15 protein-coding genes and 1 pseudogene are annotated in these 18117 nt (G+C 71.6%); 5 read left to right on the top strand and 11 right to left on the bottom strand.

The features are described from left to right. Positions 1-79: 79 nt before the first annotated feature. The 7 genes and pseudogenes from rnc to recG all read right to left on the bottom strand — a co-directional run bounded on the left by rnc (position 80) and on the right by recG (position 6533). A complete protein-coding gene (rnc, locus tag ABZS97_RS28510) occupies positions 80-937 on the bottom strand; it encodes a ribonuclease III (protein ID WP_356142007.1) in 858 nt (285 codons plus the stop codon). Positions 938-956: 19 nt separating this feature from the next. Continuing rightward, a complete protein-coding gene (gene rpmF, locus ABZS97_RS28505; RefSeq protein WP_006139588.1) occupies positions 957-1130 on the bottom strand; it encodes a 50S ribosomal protein L32 in 174 nt (57 codons plus the stop codon). 2 nt (positions 1131-1132) lie between these two features. Continuing rightward, positions 1133-1786: a YceD family protein gene (locus ABZS97_RS28500; protein ID WP_356142005.1), complete on the bottom strand. Its 654-nt coding sequence runs from the start codon at positions 1784-1786 to the stop codon at positions 1133-1135. 140 nt (positions 1787-1926) lie between these two features. Next, positions 1927-3000 carry a cell division initiation protein gene (locus ABZS97_RS28495; protein ID WP_356142003.1) on the bottom strand — a complete coding sequence of 358 codons (1074 nt, stop codon included), beginning with the start codon at positions 2998-3000 and terminating at the stop codon, positions 1927-1929. Between the two features lie 110 nt (positions 3001-3110). Next, positions 3111-3590, bottom strand: a complete 480-nt coding sequence (coaD, locus tag ABZS97_RS28490; RefSeq protein ID WP_356142010.1) for a pantetheine-phosphate adenylyltransferase — start codon at positions 3588-3590, stop codon at positions 3111-3113. Between the two features lie 26 nt (positions 3591-3616). Continuing rightward, positions 3617-4207 (bottom strand): annotated as a pseudogene (gene rsmD / locus ABZS97_RS28485) (16S rRNA (guanine(966)-N(2))-methyltransferase RsmD); the annotation flags it as partial. Positions 4208-4310: 103 nt separating this feature from the next. Continuing rightward, positions 4311-6533: an ATP-dependent DNA helicase RecG gene (recG, locus tag ABZS97_RS28480; RefSeq protein WP_356142001.1), complete on the bottom strand. Its 2223-nt coding sequence runs from the start codon at positions 6531-6533 to the stop codon at positions 4311-4313. A 208-nt stretch (positions 6534-6741) separates the two neighbouring features. On the opposite strand from recG, the gene ABZS97_RS28475 reads away from it, so the two are divergent. Continuing rightward, positions 6742-8589: an HSP90 family protein gene (locus ABZS97_RS28475; protein ID WP_356141999.1), complete on the top strand. Its 1848-nt coding sequence runs from the start codon at positions 6742-6744 to the stop codon at positions 8587-8589. After that, a complete protein-coding gene (locus tag ABZS97_RS28470) occupies positions 8586-11528 on the top strand; it encodes a tetratricopeptide repeat protein (RefSeq protein WP_356141997.1) in 2943 nt (980 codons plus the stop codon). The genes ABZS97_RS28475 and ABZS97_RS28470 overlap by 4 nt, the downstream gene beginning before the upstream one ends. A gap of 196 nt (positions 11529-11724) precedes the next feature. Here the strand turns inward: ABZS97_RS28470 and ABZS97_RS28465 are convergent, their stop codons facing one another. Next, positions 11725-13500 (bottom strand): DAK2 domain-containing protein, encoded by a 1776-nt coding sequence (locus ABZS97_RS28465; protein WP_356141995.1) that lies wholly within the window; start codon positions 13498-13500, stop codon positions 11725-11727. 257 nt (positions 13501-13757) lie between these two features. Here ABZS97_RS28465 and rpmB point away from each other — a divergent pair, with 257 nt between their 5' ends. Then, entirely contained in the window at positions 13758-13943 is a 186-nt protein-coding gene (gene rpmB / locus ABZS97_RS28460) for a 50S ribosomal protein L28 (RefSeq protein WP_037625034.1), read from the top strand. A gap of 154 nt (positions 13944-14097) precedes the next feature. On the opposite strand, the gene thiD is transcribed toward rpmB, so the two are convergent. Continuing rightward, positions 14098-14961: a bifunctional hydroxymethylpyrimidine kinase/phosphomethylpyrimidine kinase gene (gene thiD, locus ABZS97_RS28455; protein WP_356141993.1), complete on the bottom strand. Its 864-nt coding sequence runs from the start codon at positions 14959-14961 to the stop codon at positions 14098-14100. Then, positions 14958-15923, bottom strand: coding sequence for a thiamine-phosphate kinase (locus ABZS97_RS28450; protein ID WP_356141991.1), 966 nt, complete (start codon positions 15921-15923; stop codon positions 14958-14960). The genes thiD and ABZS97_RS28450 overlap by 4 nt, the downstream gene beginning before the upstream one ends. Before the next feature lie 206 nt (positions 15924-16129). Between ABZS97_RS28450 and ABZS97_RS28445 the strand changes: the two genes are divergently transcribed. Both ABZS97_RS28445 and ABZS97_RS28440 read left to right on the top strand, forming a co-directional pair. Then, a complete protein-coding gene (locus ABZS97_RS28445) occupies positions 16130-16363 on the top strand; it encodes an Lrp/AsnC ligand binding domain-containing protein (protein WP_037625030.1) in 234 nt (77 codons plus the stop codon). 20 nt (positions 16364-16383) lie between these two features. Further along, positions 16384-16905: a DUF3515 domain-containing protein gene (locus tag ABZS97_RS28440; protein WP_356141988.1), complete on the top strand. Its 522-nt coding sequence runs from the start codon at positions 16384-16386 to the stop codon at positions 16903-16905. A 15-nt stretch (positions 16906-16920) separates the two neighbouring features. Here the strand turns inward: ABZS97_RS28440 and ABZS97_RS28435 are convergent, their stop codons facing one another. Beyond that, positions 16921-18078, bottom strand: a complete 1158-nt coding sequence (locus ABZS97_RS28435; protein ID WP_356141985.1) for a D-alanine--D-alanine ligase family protein — start codon at positions 18076-18078, stop codon at positions 16921-16923. Between the last annotated feature and the right edge of the window lie 39 nt (positions 18079-18117).

The following is an 18117-nucleotide window of genomic DNA, read 5'->3' as shown; positions in this document are numbered from 1 at the left end:
CCAACAAAAGACACCACCCCCAGTCCCCCGGGGGGGCCGCCCCACGGGGTTCGGATACTTCGCCTGCGTGATGAAGGATTCAGGCCGTGGCCGGGTCGCTCGTCGGAGCCGAGGGGGTGTCGACCGTCCCCTCGGTGACCTGGGCCGACGCCTCGGCAGCCTGGGCTGCCTGCTCGGCGGCCCGGGCCGACTCGATGCGCTCGTCCGCGGCGGAACGGATCGCACGCCACGCGGACTCCGCGGCCTGCTGTTCCGCCTCCTTCTTGCTGCGGCCGGTGCCGGTGCCGTACGAGACGCCTCCGACGCGGGCGGCAGCAGTAAAGGTCTTCTCGTGATCCGGGCCGGTCTCCGAGACCAGGTACTCGGGAACCCCGAGCCCCTCGGTCGCGGTGAGCTCCTGGAGACTGGTCTTCCAGTCCAGGCCGGCACCGAGATTCGAGGACTTCTCGATCAGTGGGTCGAAGAGACGGTGGACGAGTTCGCCCGCCGCGTCGAGACCCTGGTCGAGATAGACAGCGCCGATCACCGCTTCAAGGGTGTCGGCGAGGATGGACGCCTTGTCCCGGCCTCCTGTGCCCTCTTCACCCCGGCCGAGCCGGATGAAGGAGCCCAGTTCGAGACCGCGACCGACCTCCGCCAGCGCACGCGAGTTGACCACCGCGGCCCGCAACTTGGCCAGTTGGCCTTCGGGCAGGTCGGGGTGGGTGCGGTACAGCGTGTCCGTTACCACGAGGCCGAGGACGGAGTCCCCGAGGAACTCCAGGCGCTCGTTGGTCGGCAGACCGCCGTTCTCGTATGCGTACGAACGGTGGGTCAGCGCACGCACCAGAAGGGCGGACTCGAGCTTGTACCCGAGCCGCCCTTCCAGAAGCGTGTGGGACGAGGCTGTGTTGTCCGCCTTTTTCTTGGCGTTTGATTCCGCCTTGGCGTCAGACATCAGACCTCTCACCAGCCGCTCAGACCTCGAGGACCTGGCGCTTGTTGTAGGTGCCACAAGCAGGGCACGCGATGTGCTGCAGCTTGGGCTCGTGGCAGCGCTCGCACGCAACCAGGGTGGGGACCGCAGCCTTCCACTGCGACCGGCGGTGGCGCGTGTTGCTGCGCGACATCTTCCGCTTCGGAACAGCCACGGCTACTTCTCCTGCTTCTCGTCGGCGTGCGCTGATGGAAGCGCGCCGCCGCTCAACTCGTCCTTCTCGCCGTCTCCGGATGAACCAGCGAGTCCCTGCAGTGCCGCCCAACGGATGTCGACGGCGTCGTGGTGGTGGTCCGGGTCGTCCGCAAGCCGGACTCCGCATTGGGAGCACAGGCCGGGGCAGTCGTCCTGATCCACCGGCTGCATCGGCAGTGCGAGCACCACCGCATCACGCAGCACGGGTTCGAGGTCGAACAGGCCGTCCTCGATGAAGAGCGTGTCCTCGTCTTCCTCGGCGTCGTCGGCCGGCTCCGCTTTGGGGCGGCCCCGGTCGTCGGCGTCAGGGTACGAGAACATCTCCTGGAATTCCGCTTCGAGCTCCAGCCCGAGCGGCTCCAGACACCTTACGCACTCCCCCTTGGCCAGTGCACGGGCGGTGCCTGTGACGAGCACCCCTTCCATGACCGACTCAAGCCGGAGCTCCAGCTCCACCGGGGCGCCTTCCGGCACTCCGATGACCCCTTCGATACCGAAGTCCTTGGGGGCGTCGACCGTGCGGTTCAGGCGCTGCAGCGCGCCAGGACGCCGTCCCAGCTCGTGTGTGTCGAACACGAGAGGGTTGCGGTGGTCAAGGCGGGCGTTCAGAGCCATTCCTGCTTTCGATCCTCGAAGCTCAAAGGGGTGCTGCCCCTGGTGTTCCCGGGCAGCTGTGATCGCGGACGTACGCGCGACCGAAGAGCCAGGATACTGGACCTTTCCCTCTCGGCCCAATCCGGTGTGCGCCGGGGCCCTCAGTGACCGCCGCGCCCCTGTTCGTACGCCCTCAGCTGCTCCGCACTGATCATGCCCGTGTCGAAGAGGCTGGTCTCGTCGAGAGCCTGCGTCTGCGGCTGCTGCGACTGCTGCTGCTCGGGCTGGGCGTAGACCTGCTGCCCCTGGTGCACGGCGTTCTGGTCATAGCCCTGCTGCTGGTCGTAGCCCTGCTGCGCGTACGCGGCGTACGGATCGGCCTGCTGGTAGCCGTAGGGGTCCTGCTGGGCGTACTGCTGCTGGTAGCCGTAGGCGTCCACCTGCTGGGGGGCGGCCTGCTGCTGGTAGGCGTAGGGGTCCTGCGGCTGTTCGGCGGGGGCGGGGGTGTCCGCGAGGTCCGCGAGGCCGGCCAGGTAGTCGGCGTCGCTGGTGTGCGCGCCGGAGGTCCCGTCGTCCGCGAGGTCGCTCAGATCGCTCAGGTCGTCGCTGGCGATCCGGCCGTGCAGCTTCTGACGGCCGCGGCCGACCGCGTCCAGGGTCTTGGCGAGGACGGCCTCGAAGGCGCCGAGCTTCACGTCGACGTAGTCGTCGGCGTTGCGGCGCAGCGTCTCGGGGTCGTGGCTGCGCTCCGGGGCGTCCTCGTCCTCGTAGCCCTGCTCGTCGGTGCCGGGGCCGGTGCCGAGGAGCTTCTCGCGGCCGCGGCCGACGGAGCCGAGGGTCTTGGTGAGGACCACCTCGAAGTTGGCGAGCTTGGAGTCGACGTAGTCGTCGGCCTCCGCGCGGACCTCCTCGGCCTCCTGGCGGGCCTCGGTGAGGATGCGGTCGGCCTCGTTCTGCGAGCGGCGGGCGACCTCGGTGTCGGAGATCAGGGAGCCGCGTTCGGCGTGTGCGCCCTCGATGATCCGCTGGGCCTCCAGCCGGGCCTGCTCGACCATGTGCGCCTGGTCGCCGATGAGCTCCTGGGCCTGGGCGAGGGAGCCGGGCAGCGCCTGGCGTACTTCCTCGAGCATCGAGAGCAGCTCGGCGCGGTTGACCACGCACGAGGCCGACATGGGCATCGACCGGGCGCCGGACACCGCCGCGACGATCTCATCGAGCTTCTTCTGCACGTCCACCGTGTGCTCGCCACTCTCTACAGCTGTGATGGAGACGGACGGGTCGACTGTACGACCACTCCCGCCCCGCCCGACACCGGGTGACGGACCGTCAGCTCCCGGCGGGCGCCTCAGTCCTTCCGCAGTCGTCCCTTGAGTACTTCGAAAACCTGGGGCGGCACCAGGTGGGACACGTCGCCGCCCCAGGTCGCGACCTCCTTGACGAGGGAGGACGACAGGAAGCTGTAAGTGGGGTTGGTGGGAACGAAGAGGGTCTCCACGCCCGACAGACCGTTGTTCATCTGGGCCATCTGCAACTCGTAGTCGAAGTCGCTGACGGCGCGCAGGCCCTTGACGATCGCCGGGATGTCGCGCTGCTTGCAGAAGTCGACGAGGAGTCCGTGGAAGGACTCCACCTCCACATTGCCGTAGTCGGCGGTGACCTGGCGGAGCAGGTCGAGGCGCTCCTCGACGGTGAACAGGCCCTTCTTGGCCTGGTTGATCATCACGACGACATGCACCACGTCGTACAGCTTGGAGGCGCGGGCAATGATGTCGAGGTGTCCATTGGTGACAGGGTCGTACGACCCGGGACAGACGGCGCGGCGCAACTGAGTTCCCTCGCTCTCCGGTCCGGTCATCGTGCGTCTTCGCACGTAGAGGCGGCGCGACCGTACCAAAACGTTCCCTCGCCGTAGCGACGGGCCCGGATCGCGTCGAAGCCGTCCGGCCACTCGAATACTCCGCCTCTGGTGCTGCGCTCCACGGTGACGAGGGCTTCGCCCGCGAGCCACCCCTGCGTGCGGAGTGTGAGCAGAATCTCGCGAAGATCGGCGTCCGAGACGGCGTACGGCGGGTCGAGGAAGACCAGGTCGTACGGTGCCGTGGGCGCCGCGCCCTGGATGATCTGCTCCGCTTTGCCCGACCTGACCTCGGCGCCGGGCAGCCCCAGCGACTGCACGTTCTCCCGGATGACCCGGGCCGCGCGGGCGTCGGCCTCCACGAGGAGGGCGTGGTCGGCGCCGCGGCTGAGCGCCTCCAGGCCCACGGCGCCCGAGCCGGCGTACAGGTCGAGCACGCGCTCGCCCTGCAGGGGGGCGCCGAGCAGGGACTGCCATGTGGAGAAGAGGCCCTCGCGCGCCCGGTCGGAGGTGGGGCGGGTGCCATTGCCCGGCGGCACGGCGAGGCGACGTCCCCCGGCTGCGCCGGCGATCACGCGGGTCATCTTCGGTCCTTGGTCGTGGACGGTTTCACGTTCAGTGTGGCTGGTCGCGCCCTCGTGGCGGTAACCGCATGGGGATTACGGCCGCGCGCCCCTTGGGCAGTCTCCCTCACCCCTTCTCCAGGTACTGCTCCCTCTCCTCGTCCACAAGGGCGTCCAGGGCCGTCCGCAGGCCGGGGAGGTCCCTCAGCTCGGGGTCCGCCGCCACGACCGCCGCCGCCTCTTCCCTTGCCTCGGCGATGATCTCCTCGTCCTCGATGACGGCGAGCATCCGCAGGGAGGTGCGGGCCCCGGACTGGGCCTGGCCGAGGACGTCGCCCTCGCGGCGCTGCTCCAGGTCGATACGGGAGAGCTCGAAGCCGTCGAGGGTGGCCGCCACCGCGTTCAGCCGCTGGCGGGCCGCGCTCGCCTCGGGCATCTCGCTGACCAGGAGGCACAGGCCCGCCGCGGAGCCACGGCCGACCCGGCCGCGCAACTGGTGGAGCTGCGACACACCGAACCGGTCGGCGTCCATGATCACCATCGCGGTGGCGTTGGGCACGTTGACCCCGACCTCGATGACCGTGGTGGCGACCAGGACGTCCGTCTCACCGGCGGCGAAGCGGCGCATCACGGCGTCCTTGTCGTCGGGCTGCATGCGACCGTGCAGCACCTCGACCCCCAGGCCCTGGAGAGGACCCTTGGCGAGTTGGTCGGCGATGTCGAGGACGGCGAGCGGGGGCCGCTTCTCGGCCTCGTCCTCGGGGGACTTCTTCTTGCCCTTCCTGGAATCGGCTGCTTCCTCGGCGTCGTCGCCGATGCGCGGGCAGACGACGTACGCCTGATGGCCGTTGCTCACCTCCTCGCGCACCCGCTCCCAGGCCCTGGCCAGGAAGTGCGGCTTGTCGGCGGCCGGGACGACATGGCTGGCGATGGGCGAGCGCCCGGCGGGGAGCTGGTCGAGGACGGAGGTCTCCAGGTCACCGAAGACGGTCATCGCGACCGTGCGCGGGATGGGCGTGGCGGTCATGACGAGCAGGTGCGGGGGCTGTTTGCCCTTGCCGCGCAGGGCGTCGCGCTGCTCGACACCGAAGCGGTGCTGTTCGTCCACCACGACCAGACCGAGGTCGTGGAACTGCACCTTGTCCTCGATCAGCGCGTGGGTGCCGATGACGATCCCGGCCTCGCCGGTGACCAGGTCGAGCAGCGCCTGGCGCCGCCCGGCGGCCCCCATCGATCCGGTGAGCAGCACGACCTTGGTGGAGCGCTCGGCCCCGCCGAGCATGCCGCCCTCGGCGAGCTCCCCCATCATCTCGGTGACCGACCGGTGGTGCTGCTGTGCGAGGACCTCGGTGGGCGCGAGCATGGCGGCCTGTCCGCCCGCGTCGACGGTGGCGAGCATGGCACGCAGGGCCACCAACGTCTTGCCGGAACCGACCTCGCCCTGAAGCAGCCGGTGCATCGGATGCTCGGTCGCGAGGTCGTCGAAGATCTCCTTCGAGACCTTCTGCTGACCGTCCGTGAGGGTGAAGGGGAGTTTGGCGTCGAAGGCGGTGAGGAGACCGTCGGGCCGGGGTTTCCTTGCCACGGCCGGGAGTTGGGCGTCGGCGTGGCGGCGGCGGGCCAGGGCGACCTGGAGGACGAAGGCCTCGTCCCACTTGAGGCGTGAGCGGGCCTCCTCGATGTCCGCCTTGGTGTGCGGGCGGTGGATCTTCAGGAGGGCTTCGGGGAGGGAGACCAGGCCGCGGCCGTCCCGGAGGGAGTCCGGCAGCGGGTCGACGGCCTCCTGGGCGCTCGGCAGCACCAGCTGGACGCACTTGGCGATCTTCCAGGACTCCAGCTTGGCGGTCGCCGGGTAGATCGGGATGAGGGCGCCCGCCCAGCTGTCGACGCTCTCGGCGGCCTCGTCGCTGTCGCCGCGCAGTGGTTCGTACGCCGGATGGGCCAGTTGCAGGCGGCGGTTGAAGACGGAGACCTTGCCCGAGAACATCGCGCGCGTGCCGGGCAGGAGCTCCTTGTGCGGCTTGTGCACTCCGCTGCCGAAGAAGACCAGCTGGAGGCGGCCGCTGCCGTCCGTGATGGTCACTTCGAGCCGCTGGCCCTTGCCCCGGGGCGCCTTGGAGGAGGCGAAGGTGAGCAGCCGGGCGTCGGCGACCTGGGCGACCACCGTCACGTGCTCGTCCATCGGCAGGTCGGCGAGGTGCGTGAGCTGCCCGCGCTCCTCGTATCTGCGCGGGTAGTGGTGGAGCAGATCTCCGACGGTGTGCAGGCCGAGGTGCTCGGCCATCACCTTCGCGGTGGCGGGTCCGAGCGTTTTCTTCAGTGGTTCATCGAGCACGGGCACGAGATCCATTGCACACCACCGCACTGACAATGCGGCATACGTCCCCCGAATCCGCTGGTCGCGCGGCTCGTTCTCGTCGGCCGGGCCGACGGTTTTCCCCTGGTCAGACAGGTCGGTCCGGGCCTAGGATGACGCGCTCCGGCCCTTTCGCGGTCACCGCCTGACGGGACCGCCCGACCCCGCGCCGTCGCCCGTTCCCCCCTCCGGCGCTGCGACGATGGACTCTGAGACTTCCCAGTCACCCCAGGCACCTCAGTCACCTCTTCCGCCTCATACCTTCCAGGTCGACCTGCGTGGTCTGGTGGACCTGCTCTCCCATCACCTCTATTCGAGCCCCAAGGTCTATCTGCGGGAGCTGCTGCAGAACGCCGTGGACGCGATCACGGCACGGCGCGCCGAGCAGCCGGACGCGCCCGCCGAGGTGCGGCTGTACGTCGAGGGCGGCGCCCTGCGCGTCGAGGACTCCGGCGTGGGGCTCACCGAGTCCGATGTGCACAGCCTCCTCGCCACCATCGGCCGCAGCTCCAAGCGGGGTGAGGGCCTGGAGTCGGCGCGCTCCGACTTCCTGGGCCAGTTCGGCATCGGCCTGCTGGCCTGCTTCGTCGTCGCCGAGCGCATCCGGGTCGTCAGCCGCAGCGCGCGGAGACCCGACGCCCCGCCCGTGGAGTGGACGGCGGCCGACGACGGCTCGTACACCGTGCGGACGCTGCCCGACGAGGCCCGCACCGAACCGGGCACCACCGTGCACCTGGTGGCGCGGGCCGGGGCCGGCGAGTGGCTGAGCGAGGAGCGGGTGCGCTCGCTGGCCCGGGACTTCGGGTCGCTGCTGCCGTACGACGTGCGCGTGGGCGGTGAGGCGGTCACGGACCTTCCGGCGCCCTGGGACCGCCCGTACCCGAGCCCTGCCACCCGAAGGGTGGCCCTGGCGCGGCACTGCCACGACCTGTTCGGCTTCACGCCGCTGGACTCGATCGACCTGGACGTCCCGCTCGCCGGTGTCCGAGGTGTGGCCCATGTCCTGCCGTCCGCGGTCAGCCCCGCCCAGCGCGCCGGACACCGGGTGCACCTCAAGGGCATGCTGCTGACCGACCGGGCCGAACAGCTGCTGCCCGACTGGGCGTTCTTCGTGCGCTGCGTCCTGGACACGGACAGTCTGCGGCCCACGGCGTCACGCGAGGCGCTGTACGAGGACGAGACCCTGGCGGCCGTACGCGAGGCGCTCGGCGAGCGGATCCGTGACTGGCTGACCGGACTCGCGGCGGGCGACCCCGAGCGCCTCACGGCCTTCCTGTCCGTGCACCACCTGGGCGTGAAGTCCCTGGCGCGGCACGACAAGGAGATGCTGCGCACGATGCTGCCGTGGCTGCCCTTCGAGACGACCGACGGGCGGCTGTCCCTGGAGGAGTTCGCGCAGCGGCACCCGGTGGTGCACTTCACGCGGACCGTGGAGGAGTACCGGCAGGTCGCGCCGATCGCGTCCGCGCAGGGCGTCGGGGTGATCAACGGCGGTTACACGTACGACAGCGAGCTGGTGGAGGCGTTGCCGTCCGTACGCCCCGGGACGGTCGTCGCCGAGCTGGACGCCGACACGGTGACCGCGCACCTGGACTCCGTGGACCCGGCCGAGGAACTGGCTCTGGCGGGCTTCCTGTCCGCGGCGCGGGCGAAACTCGACCCCCTGGGCTGCGACGTCGTGCTGCGCGCCTTCCACCCCCTCTCGGTGCCCGCCCTGCACCTGGACGACCGCTCGGCCCGCCACGAGCAGGCCCGCGCGGACGCCGAGGAGCAGGCCGACGACCTGTGGGCGGGCATCCTCGGCTCACTGCGCGGGAGTGCCCCACGCGCGCGTCTGGTGCTCAACCACCTCAACCCACTGATCCGAAGGATCAGTTCACTGCGCGATCCCGACCTGATCGGCACGGCCACGGAGTCCCTCTACGGACAGGCCCTGCTGATGGCGCAGCGCCCGCTGCGGCCCGCGGACTCCGCGCTCCTGAACCGCGCGTTCATCGGCCTCCTCGCATGGGCCACCCACACCGACACCGGGGAGGACGGCCGCCGATGAGCCGGGCCATGGACTTCGACAGCCTGCGCGAGGCGATGGCGGACAACGGCGAGCAGCCGGAGGGGCCGGCCCGCAACGCACGCGCGGAGCAGCTGCTCACCGAGGCGGAGAAGCTGGACATCCCCCTCGCCGTGATCGAGGCGCTCGGACACCAGCTGAAGGTCTACAACTACAGCTCCGAGAAGGACAAGATGTTCGTCCCCTTCGCGCGCCTGCTGCGCATGTGGGACGAGCACCCCGAGGACTTCGACGAGTACGAGATCCACTCGCTGCACTGGGTCTTCAAGTGGATGACGGCCGGAATGCTGGACCAGCCGCACATCCCGCTCGCGTCCATAGAGAAGTGGCTCGGAGAGATGGAGCGCCGCTACCGGCTGGCCGGACACTCCGAACGGGCGGTGCGCGGCGCCGAGTTCAGCGTGGCCTCGCACATCGGGGACGTGGGGCGTGCCGAGCGGGCGTTCGCCGCCTGGCTGGCCGCCGACCGGGACAGCATGGCCGACTGCCACGCGTGCGAGCTGCACAGCCAGGGCTGGTGGCGAGCCGAGCGCGACGCGGACGCGGAGGCGTTGGAACTGTGGCGCCCGGTCCTGGAGGGCGAGCACACCTGCGCCCACGAACCGCACACCGTGCTGGCCTCCTCCCTGCTGCCGCTGCTGCGCCTGGGCCGCCCGGACGAGGCGCGCGCCCACCACCTGAGGGGCTTCAGGCTGGTGCGCGTCATGGAGAGCATGCGCGGCGCGTACGCGGACCACGTGGAGTTCTGCGCGCTCTCCGGCAACGAGGCGCGCGCCCTGGAGCTGCTCGCGGAGCGCCCCGCGTACTTCACGGACTCCGGGGACCCGCGCAGCAAGCTGGACTTCATGGCCGTGACAGCTGCCCTCATGGACCGCCTCACCGAGCGGGGACTGGGCGGCCAGGCCGTCCCCGGCCCCGTCGGCCGCGCCTGGACCGCCACCGAACTCGCCGCCCACGCGCGCGTGGAGGCCCTCGCGCTGGCCGAGCGCTTCGACGCGCGCAACGGCACGTCGTACGTCAGCGAGCGCGCCCGCGCTCGGATGGACCGGCGCCCGCTGCTGGACCGGCTGCCGCTGGGCGTGCGCTCCCCGCGTGCGGCACAGCGGCCGGCTCCCGCGCCCACGTCGCGCGCCGCGACGGAGTCCTCCTCCGCACCGGATCTGTCCGCCCTGCTGGCCGAGGCCCGGCGTCTCGCGGACGTCCGGCACCCCGATGCCGCCGAGGCCTGGGAGGCGGTCTCCCGTGCCGCCGAGGGCCATGAGCTGGGCGCCCGGGACCGCGCGGAGATCGCCAACCACACGGCGATGGGCCGCGGCCCGGAGGGCATCGAGCTCTTCGAGCGGGCGGCCGCGCTGTACGAGGAGGCGGGCGACCCGGGCGAGGCACTGGCGGCACGCGCGCGTGGGGCCTACGTACGCGCGTTGTCCGGTGGCGGTACCGAGAAGGCCCTGACAGCCGTCTCAGCGCTCTACGAGGAGGTGCGCGCCCTCTTCGCCGAGGACCGCACCGGCGTACGCCAGACGGCTTCCGTGCTCGTGGGACGGGCCCGGATCCTGATGCACCGGGTGCACGAGTCCGAGGCGGAGCCCGGGGGTGCGGTCGTGGCCGCCGCCGAGGAGGCCGCACGGGAACTGCTGGCCCTCGCCGAGCCGCACCTCGCGGACGCACAGGCGGCCTCACGGGCGGCGGAGGCGCACGCGATGCTCGGAGAGCTCGCGGCACATGCCGGCGACGCCGAGGCGGCCTCCGAGGCCTTCGCGCGGGCCGCGGACGGGTTCGTGGCGGCGGGGCTGCCGTGGTTCGCGGTCGAGTACGACTCCCGGCTCGCCGGGATCGCCCGGCAGCTCGGTGACGTGTCGGAGGCGGAGCGGGCGGTACGGGCAGCGCTGGAGCACGGGGGCCCGTACCTGGAGGCGACCGGGCAGGCACAGCTGCATCTCCAGCTCGCCGAACTCCTGGGCGCCACCGGCCGGTTCGGGCCCGCCGCCGACCACGCCCTGGAGGCGGCGCACTGGGCCGACGAGGCGGGCGAGGGGCCGGCGCTCGGCGCGTGGGCCCGGCATCAGCTCGGCGGTTTCCTGCTCCGCCAGGGGCGCTGCGCCGAGGCCGCGGAGGTCCTGGAGTCGGCGCTGCCCGATCTGACAGCGCAGATGCACGGCGACGGCGCGATCGTGGAGACCCGGTGGTGGCTCGGGGAGTGCCTGACCGAGCTCGGTGAGCATCGGGAGGCCGCGGAGCACTGGTTGCGGGCCGCGGACATCGCCCGCCACTGGCCCGAGCAGGGCGACCACGCGACGCTCGCGCATCTCGCCGCGGAGGCGCTCGGGCACGCCGGGCTGCCCGCCGAGTCCGACCGGGCCTACGCCCGTGCCGGGGAGCTCTGGCGCGAACTCGGCAACGTGCACGGTCTGATCCGTTCGCTGCGCGCCCGCGCCTGGGTGGCGTCGCGGACGGAGGCGGGACTCGACGGGGCCCGGAGGCTCATGTCGGAGGCGGTCCACGTGTGCGAGGCCGCGGTCCACTCCCTGTCCGCGGCCTCCGGACCGTCCGAGGACGACGAGGCCCGTGACGGCCTGGTCGTCGAACTCGGGCACACCCACCAGCAGTTCGGCGACCTGGTGGCCCGCTGCGCGCCCGACGACGCCGAACTCGCCGTGGTCCGCCCCCTCTTCGAGGAGGCCCTCACCCACCTCACGCGCGCGGTCGCCGTCTTCGCCTCCCTCGGCGACGCCTGCCTCGACGCCCGCACCGGCGCCGAACTCGCCGCCGGCCGGCTGGAGGCCGACCTCCACCGGCCCGCGGCGGCATCCGCACGCGCGCGTGCGGTGCTTTCCGCCTACGGCACCGCAGCCGACGAAACCGCGGGCGCCCGCTGCGCGGAGGCGCAACGCCTGCTGGAACTCACATCCACGCAGACGTGACCCGGGGCGGGTGGGCAAACTCCGGGCGCCCCCTGGCTTTGCTCGGTCACCCGGGGTGGGTGCCGGCCGGGGGTGGGTCACGCAGCCCGGCGTTCACGGGGTGCCGCTGCGCCCACCCGTGCCGCCCCTGGCGGCACGATTGCCCGCAGAAACGCGCCCCCGCCGGCAGACGTACCGGCACGGACCCGACCCACAACTACTCCACCCCGATCAACAGCAGCGCCCCCTGCCGCCCGCCCCGGTACACCACCGTGTCCACCGCCAAGTACGTCTCGCGAACCCTCGCCTCCAGGCGGTCGGTGATGGTGTCCGGGGCCTCGTCGCCGAGGACGAGGGTGACCATCTCGCCGCCGGCGGAGAGCATCCGGTCGAGGACGGTTTCGGCGGTGGCCGTGATGTCGGAGCCGATCACGGCGACGTCGCCGTCGATGAGCCCGAGGACGTCGCCGGCCTGGCAGATGCCGGCCATGGTCCAGGACTGCCGCTCAGCGATCGCGACCTCGGCATAGCGGGTGGCGCCCGCCGCCGAGGTCATCGCGACGACGTCCTCGTCGAAGCGCCGCTCCGCCTCGTGCACGGCGAGCGCGGCGATGCCCTGCACCGCCGAGCGGGTCGGGATCAGCGCGACCCGGACCCCCTCGGCCCGCGCCTGCTCGGCGGCCGCGGCAGCGGTATGGCGCAGGTCGGCGTCGTTGGGCAGGAGCACCACCTCGCGCGCATGGGCGCGATGGACGGCGGCAAGGAGCTCCCCGCTCGCGGGCGGCTCCCCCGGACGCGCGAGCACGGTCGTCGCGCCCGCCTCCGTGTACAGCCCGGCGAGCCCCTCCCCCGGCACAACGGCGACGACGGCCCGCTGGGCCCGCTCCCGGGGCGGGCGCACCACACCCCGGGCGCCCGCGGTGTGCGCGTCGCCGAGCCCGAAGTGGGTGATCCGGATCCGATGCGGCCGCCCGGCCTCGACGCCCGCCTCCACGGCGGCGCCCGCGTCGTCCACGTGGACGTGCACGTTCCACAGCCCGTCCCCGCCGACGACGACGAGGGAGTCCCCCATCCCGTCGAGCCGGTCACGCAGCTTGGCCACGGCCGAGTCCTCGGCTTCCAGCAGGTAGATCACCTCGAACGCGGGCCCGCCACCCTCCGAGAGCCCGTCCACGCACCCGTCGGAGTCCACACCCCCCGACGCAACCACCGACCCCGCACCCGCACCCGTCTCAACCTCAGCCCCAGCCCCAGCCCCAGCCCCGACTTCAACCCCGGCCCACGCCAACGCCAACGCTCCCGGCGCCTCCCCCGTGAACGTCTCCACCAGCGCAGCCAGCACCGCCACGAGCCCCCGCCCACCCGCGTCGACCACCCCGGCCCGCTCCAGGACCGCCAGCTGTCGCGGGGTCGCCGCGAGGGCCGCCCGGGCCCCTTCGTACGCCGCACGCGCGACCGTGCCGCAGTCGCCCTCGGCGCCGCCGGCCGCGTCGGCGGCGGCGGAGGCGACCGTGAGGACGGTGCCCTCGACGGGGTGGGCGACGGCCCGGCGTGCGGAGTCGGCCGCGTGCCGGAGGGCGAGCCCCAGGCCCTGCCCGTCGGTGTGAGCCGCCTCACTGTCGCCGGCGAGCACCTGGGACATACCGCGCAGCAACTGCGCGAGGATCGTGCCGGAGTTCCCCCGGGCCCCTATCAGCGCCCCGTGGGCCATGGCCTGCACGGCGTCCGCGAGCGTGGGCCGCGCCGCACCGGGATCCGCTCCGCTCCCCTCGGGGTCCCGGCCGTACAGGGCGTCATGCCCTGCGAAGACGGCCTCGACCGCGGCGGCGGCCGATTCGACGGTCAGATAGAGATTGGTGCCGGTGTCCCCGTCCGCGACCGGGTAGACGTTGATCGCGTCGATCTCCTCGCGCGCCCGCCCCAGCGCCTCCAGCGCGAGACCGCACCAGGTGCGCACCGCGAGAGCATCGAATGTCTGCGGCACCTGCGGCACCTGCGCCTCCTTGAGCTGCTGGACGTGGGACGCAGCGTAGACCCAGAGCGTGTTCCCGCCGGTCGGAGGGCCTGGGGAGCCGGGACGGAGCCCGGTGCGGCCATGGTAGTTTCGTTCTACGGACGCAGTCGTTGTATGCTGCTCCGGTTGCCCGATCACATCGGGCTCTCCCCCTGGCAGCGCCACTCAGATCCTAGATCTTGATCCCGGCATGCCGGGATCAACCGTAAGAGCATCTGAAGTCTTTGGAGTGACCCGTGGCTGCCAACTGCGACGTCTGCGGCAAGGGGCCGGGCTTCGGCAACAACATCTCGCACTCGCACCGCCGTACACCGCGTCGCTGGAACCCCAACATCCAGCGCGTCCGTACCGTGGTCGGCGGGACGCCGAAGCGCGTGAACGCTTGCACCTCGTGCATCAAGGCCGGCAAGGTCACGCGCTGACGGAACGTAGCGCGCGGCCACTGCTGGTTCGCTCAGAGAACCGGTCCACCTGAGGGTGGACCGGTTTTTTGTTGCCTTGGCACCTTCTACGGCTTCACACCTTCTACGGCTTCACACCTTCCACGGCTTCGCACCTTCCACGGCTTCGCACCTTCTAGGGCTTCGCCCTGAACCCCCGCCCGCGATCGCGATCGAACCGCCACCCGTGATCCACCGGCCCGATCCCGCCCCCCAGCGCGAACCCCGTCGCGATCGCCCCCGTGACGTACGCCTTGGCGTCCGCCACGGCCTCCGGCACGGTCCGCCCCTTGGCGAGTTGCGAGGCGATCGCCGAGGCGAGGGTGCAGCCCGTGCCATGGGTGTGCCGGTTGTCGTGGCGCGGGGCGCGCAGCCAGTGCTCCTCGGAGCCGTCGGTGAGGAAATCCACGGCGTCGGCGCCCCCGGGCAGGTGGCCGCCCTTCACGAGGGCCCACCGGGACCCGTGGGCGAGGACGGCCTCCGCCGCGCGCCGCATGTCCGCCTCCGACTCGACGCGTACGCCCGTCAGCCGGGCGACCTCGTCGAGGTTGGGCGTGGCGACGGTCGCGGCAGGAAGCAGCCTGGTGCGTACGGCGTCGAGCGCGGACTCGGCGAGCAGGGAGTCCCCGTGCTTGGAGACGCCCACCGGGTCGACGACGCTCGGAGCGTCCGTTGCGGCGATCAACTCGGCCACCGCCTCGACCAGTTCGGCCGAGGCGAGCATGCCGGTCTTGACCGCCTGGACGCCGATGTCGTCGACGACACTGCGGTACTGGGCGCGCACGGCCTCCACCGGAAGCTCCCAGGCGCCTTGTACGCCGAGGGAGTTCTGCGCGGTGACGGCCGTGACGACGCTCATGCCGTGCACGCCGAGCGCGAGCATCGTCTTCAAGTCGGCCTGGATGCCCGCGCCTCCGCCCGAGTCGGAGCCCGCGACGGTCAGCACCCTCGGCGGCGCACCGACGCCACCGGGCACGCTCACGTCACCGGCCCCGCTCACGACTCGATGTCCCCGAAGTGGTCCCAGCCGCCCTTGCTGGTCCACGGCGCCCCGTCGACCGTCACCTGAGGCAGCGCCGAGGGGTTGAGGACCTCGCCGATCACCTTCCAGCGGGCGGGCAGCTTCACGTCCGGCGGGAAGGTCGCCACGATCGCGTGGTCCTCGCCTCCGGTGAGCACCCACTGAAGGGGATCGACGCCGACGGCCTGCCCGATGTCGTTCATCTGCGAAGGAATGTCGATCGCGCCGGAGCGCACATCGATACGCACCTTGCTCGCCTCGGCGATATGCCCCAGATCCGCGATCAGGCCGTCGCTGACATCGCACATCGCCGTCGCCCCGAGTCCGGCCGCGGCCGGACCCGCGTGGTACGGCGGCTCGGGGCGCCGGTGCGCCTCCACGAAGGCGCGCGGCGAGCGGAAGCCGCGGGAGAGCACCGCGAATCCGGCCGCCGACCAGCCCAGCCAGCCCGTCACGGCGACCACGTCACCGGGCTGGGCCCCGCCCCGGGTGACCGGTTCGTGGTTGCGCAGATCGCCGAGCGCGGTGATCGACACCATGATCGTGTCGCCGCGTACGACGTCGCCGCCGACCACCGCCGCGCCCGCGACCTGGCACTCGTCACGCAGTCCGTCCATCATCTCGGACGGCCAGGTGGCCGGGAGTTCCGCCGGGACGACCAGACCGAGCAGCAGCGCCGTCGGTACGGCGCCCATCGCGGCGATGTCCGCGAGGTTCTGCGCGGCCGCCTTGCGGCCCACGTCGTAGGCCGTGGACCAGTCCCGGCGGAAGTGCCGCCCCTCCAGGAGGATGTCGGTGCTCGCCACGACCCTGCGGTCGGGGGCGGCCACCACGGCCGCGTCGTCGCCGGGGCCGACCCGGACCGCGGGAGTGGTGGTCAGGCGCGAGGTGAGCTCTCGGATGAGCCCGAACTCCCCCAACTCGCCAACGGTGCCCTTCATCGTCGTATTGCCCCTTCTGTGCCTGTATACGCCCGGTCGCGAGCCGTCCCGGTCCTCGGTACGGTCGAGTCGACCGTCAACTTGTGCGGTCCCTGCACCCCGGCGCGCGAGTCCCGGTCCCCGCGGGTCTCCCCGCGGCGAGCAGCGACGCGATACCGTGGCGTTCCTTTTCCCCACATGATCCTCGTGGCCGCCCTGGAGGTTCCGTGGTACAGGCGTACATCCTGATCCAGACGGAGGTCGGCAAGGCGTCGACCGTCGCCGAGACGATCGGCAAGATCCCGGGGGTGATCCAGGCCGAGGACGTGACCGGACCGTACGACGTGATCGTGCGCGCCCAAGCCGACACTGTCGACGAACTCGGCCGCATGGTGGTCGCCAAAGTCCAGCAAGTGGACGGCATCACCCGAACTCTGACCTGCCCGGTGGTGCACCTCTAGCCCCCGTCTACCCTTGGCCGGTGAACTTCTTCCGTCCCCGGCACCGCACTGTTCTCGGGCTGCCCGCGCTCGCACTGTTGATCGTTGCCACGGGCTGCTCCTCAGCAGACGACGAGGCCGCGACCGCGGTTCCCAGTCCGGGCACGAAGGTCACCAAGCTGTGTCAGAACCTGGACAAGGCGCTGCCGCGGAAGGTGGACGGTCTCGACCGGAAGGATCCCCAGCCCCGGTCCGCGCTGACGGCGGGCTGGGGAAGCCCGGCGATCATACTGCGCTGCGGTGTCACCCGGCCGCCCAAGATGGTCGATCCGAAGGTGGCGGAGGGCGGGGACCCTGACGCGGTCGGCGGCGGTGTGAACGGCGTGGGCTGGCTGATGGAGAAGCAGGGCGACGGGTCGTACCGCTTCACCACGACGCTGCGTGAGGCGTACGTCGAGGTGACCCTGCCCAAGAAGCCGGCCGAACGCGGGGACAGCTCCGCCGTCCTCGTCGAACTGGCCCCGGCCGTGAAGAAGGCGATCCCCAAGGGGATCGCCTCCTGAGTCACCTTCTGTGGGTCAGCGCAGTCCCGTCGAGCGGTGCAGCGCCGCCTGCACGAGGCGGTCCACCAGCTCGGGGTAGCCGATTCCGCTGGCCTGCCACATCTGCGGGTACATGGAGATGGGCGTGAAGCCCGGCATGGTGTTGATCTCGTTGATCACGAACTCGCCGTCCTCCGTGAGGAAGAAGTCGGCGCGCACCAGGCCCTCGCAGGACGCGGCCTCGAAGGCGTCCACCGCGAGCCGCTGGACCGCGGCCGTCTCGTCGGGCGTCAGCGGGGCGGGCACGATGCCCGGCGTCGAGTCGATGTACTTCGCCTCGAAGTCGTAGTACGCGTGCGCGTCCGGCGGCGGGATCTCGGCCGGCACCGAGGCGCGCGGCCCGTCCTCGAACTCCAGGACGCCGCACTCGATCTCGCGGCCGCGCAGCGCGGCCTCCACGATGATCTTCGGGTCGTGCCGCTGGGCCTCCTCGATCGCCTCGTCGAGACCGGCGAGTTCGTCGACCTTGGTGATGCCGATGGAGGAGCCCGCGCGCGCGGGCTTCACGAAGAGCGGCCAGCCGTGCTCGCCCGCGAACTCGATGATCTTCTTACGGGCGGCGGACTCGTCGCGCTCCCACTCGCGCGGCCGGATCACCACGTACGGGCCGACCTTGAGCCCGAAGGAGGTGAACACCCGCTTCATGTACTCCTTGTCCTGGCCGACGGCCGAGGCGAGCACGCCCGCGCCCACGTACGGCACCCCGGACAGCTCCAGGAGACCCTGGAGGGTGCCGTCCTCGCCGTAGGGGCCGTGCAGCACGGGGAAGACGACGTCGACCTCGCCCAGCGCCTTGGGGACCGATCCGGGCTCGCTGTAGACGACTTCGCGGTTGGCCGGGTCGACGGGCAGGATCACGCCGCCCTCGGCCGACTCGGCGAGCTCCTCGACGCTGGGCGTGCGGCGGTCGCTGATCGCCATCCGGTCCGGGTCGTCCGAGGTGAGCGCCCACCGGCCGTCGCGCGTGATGCCGATCGGCAGCACGTCGTACTTCGTCCGGTCGATGGCGCGCAGGACGGCGCCGGCCGTGACCACGGAGATCCCGTGTTCGGAGCTGCGACCGCCGAAGACGACGGCCACACGCGGTTTGCGAGGCGGCTGCCCGGGGCTCTGGGGGAGGTTCTCAGTGCTCATATCGGGTTGAGAGTACCCGTTGGTACGGCGGTGAGTCAG

The organism is Streptomyces sp. NPDC005485, assembly GCF_040606085.1.
Classification (GTDB): domain Bacteria; phylum Actinomycetota; class Actinomycetes; order Streptomycetales; family Streptomycetaceae; genus Streptomyces.
Note: the sequence above shows the minus strand (reverse complement) of the source record. Positions and strands in the feature narration are given on the sequence as shown.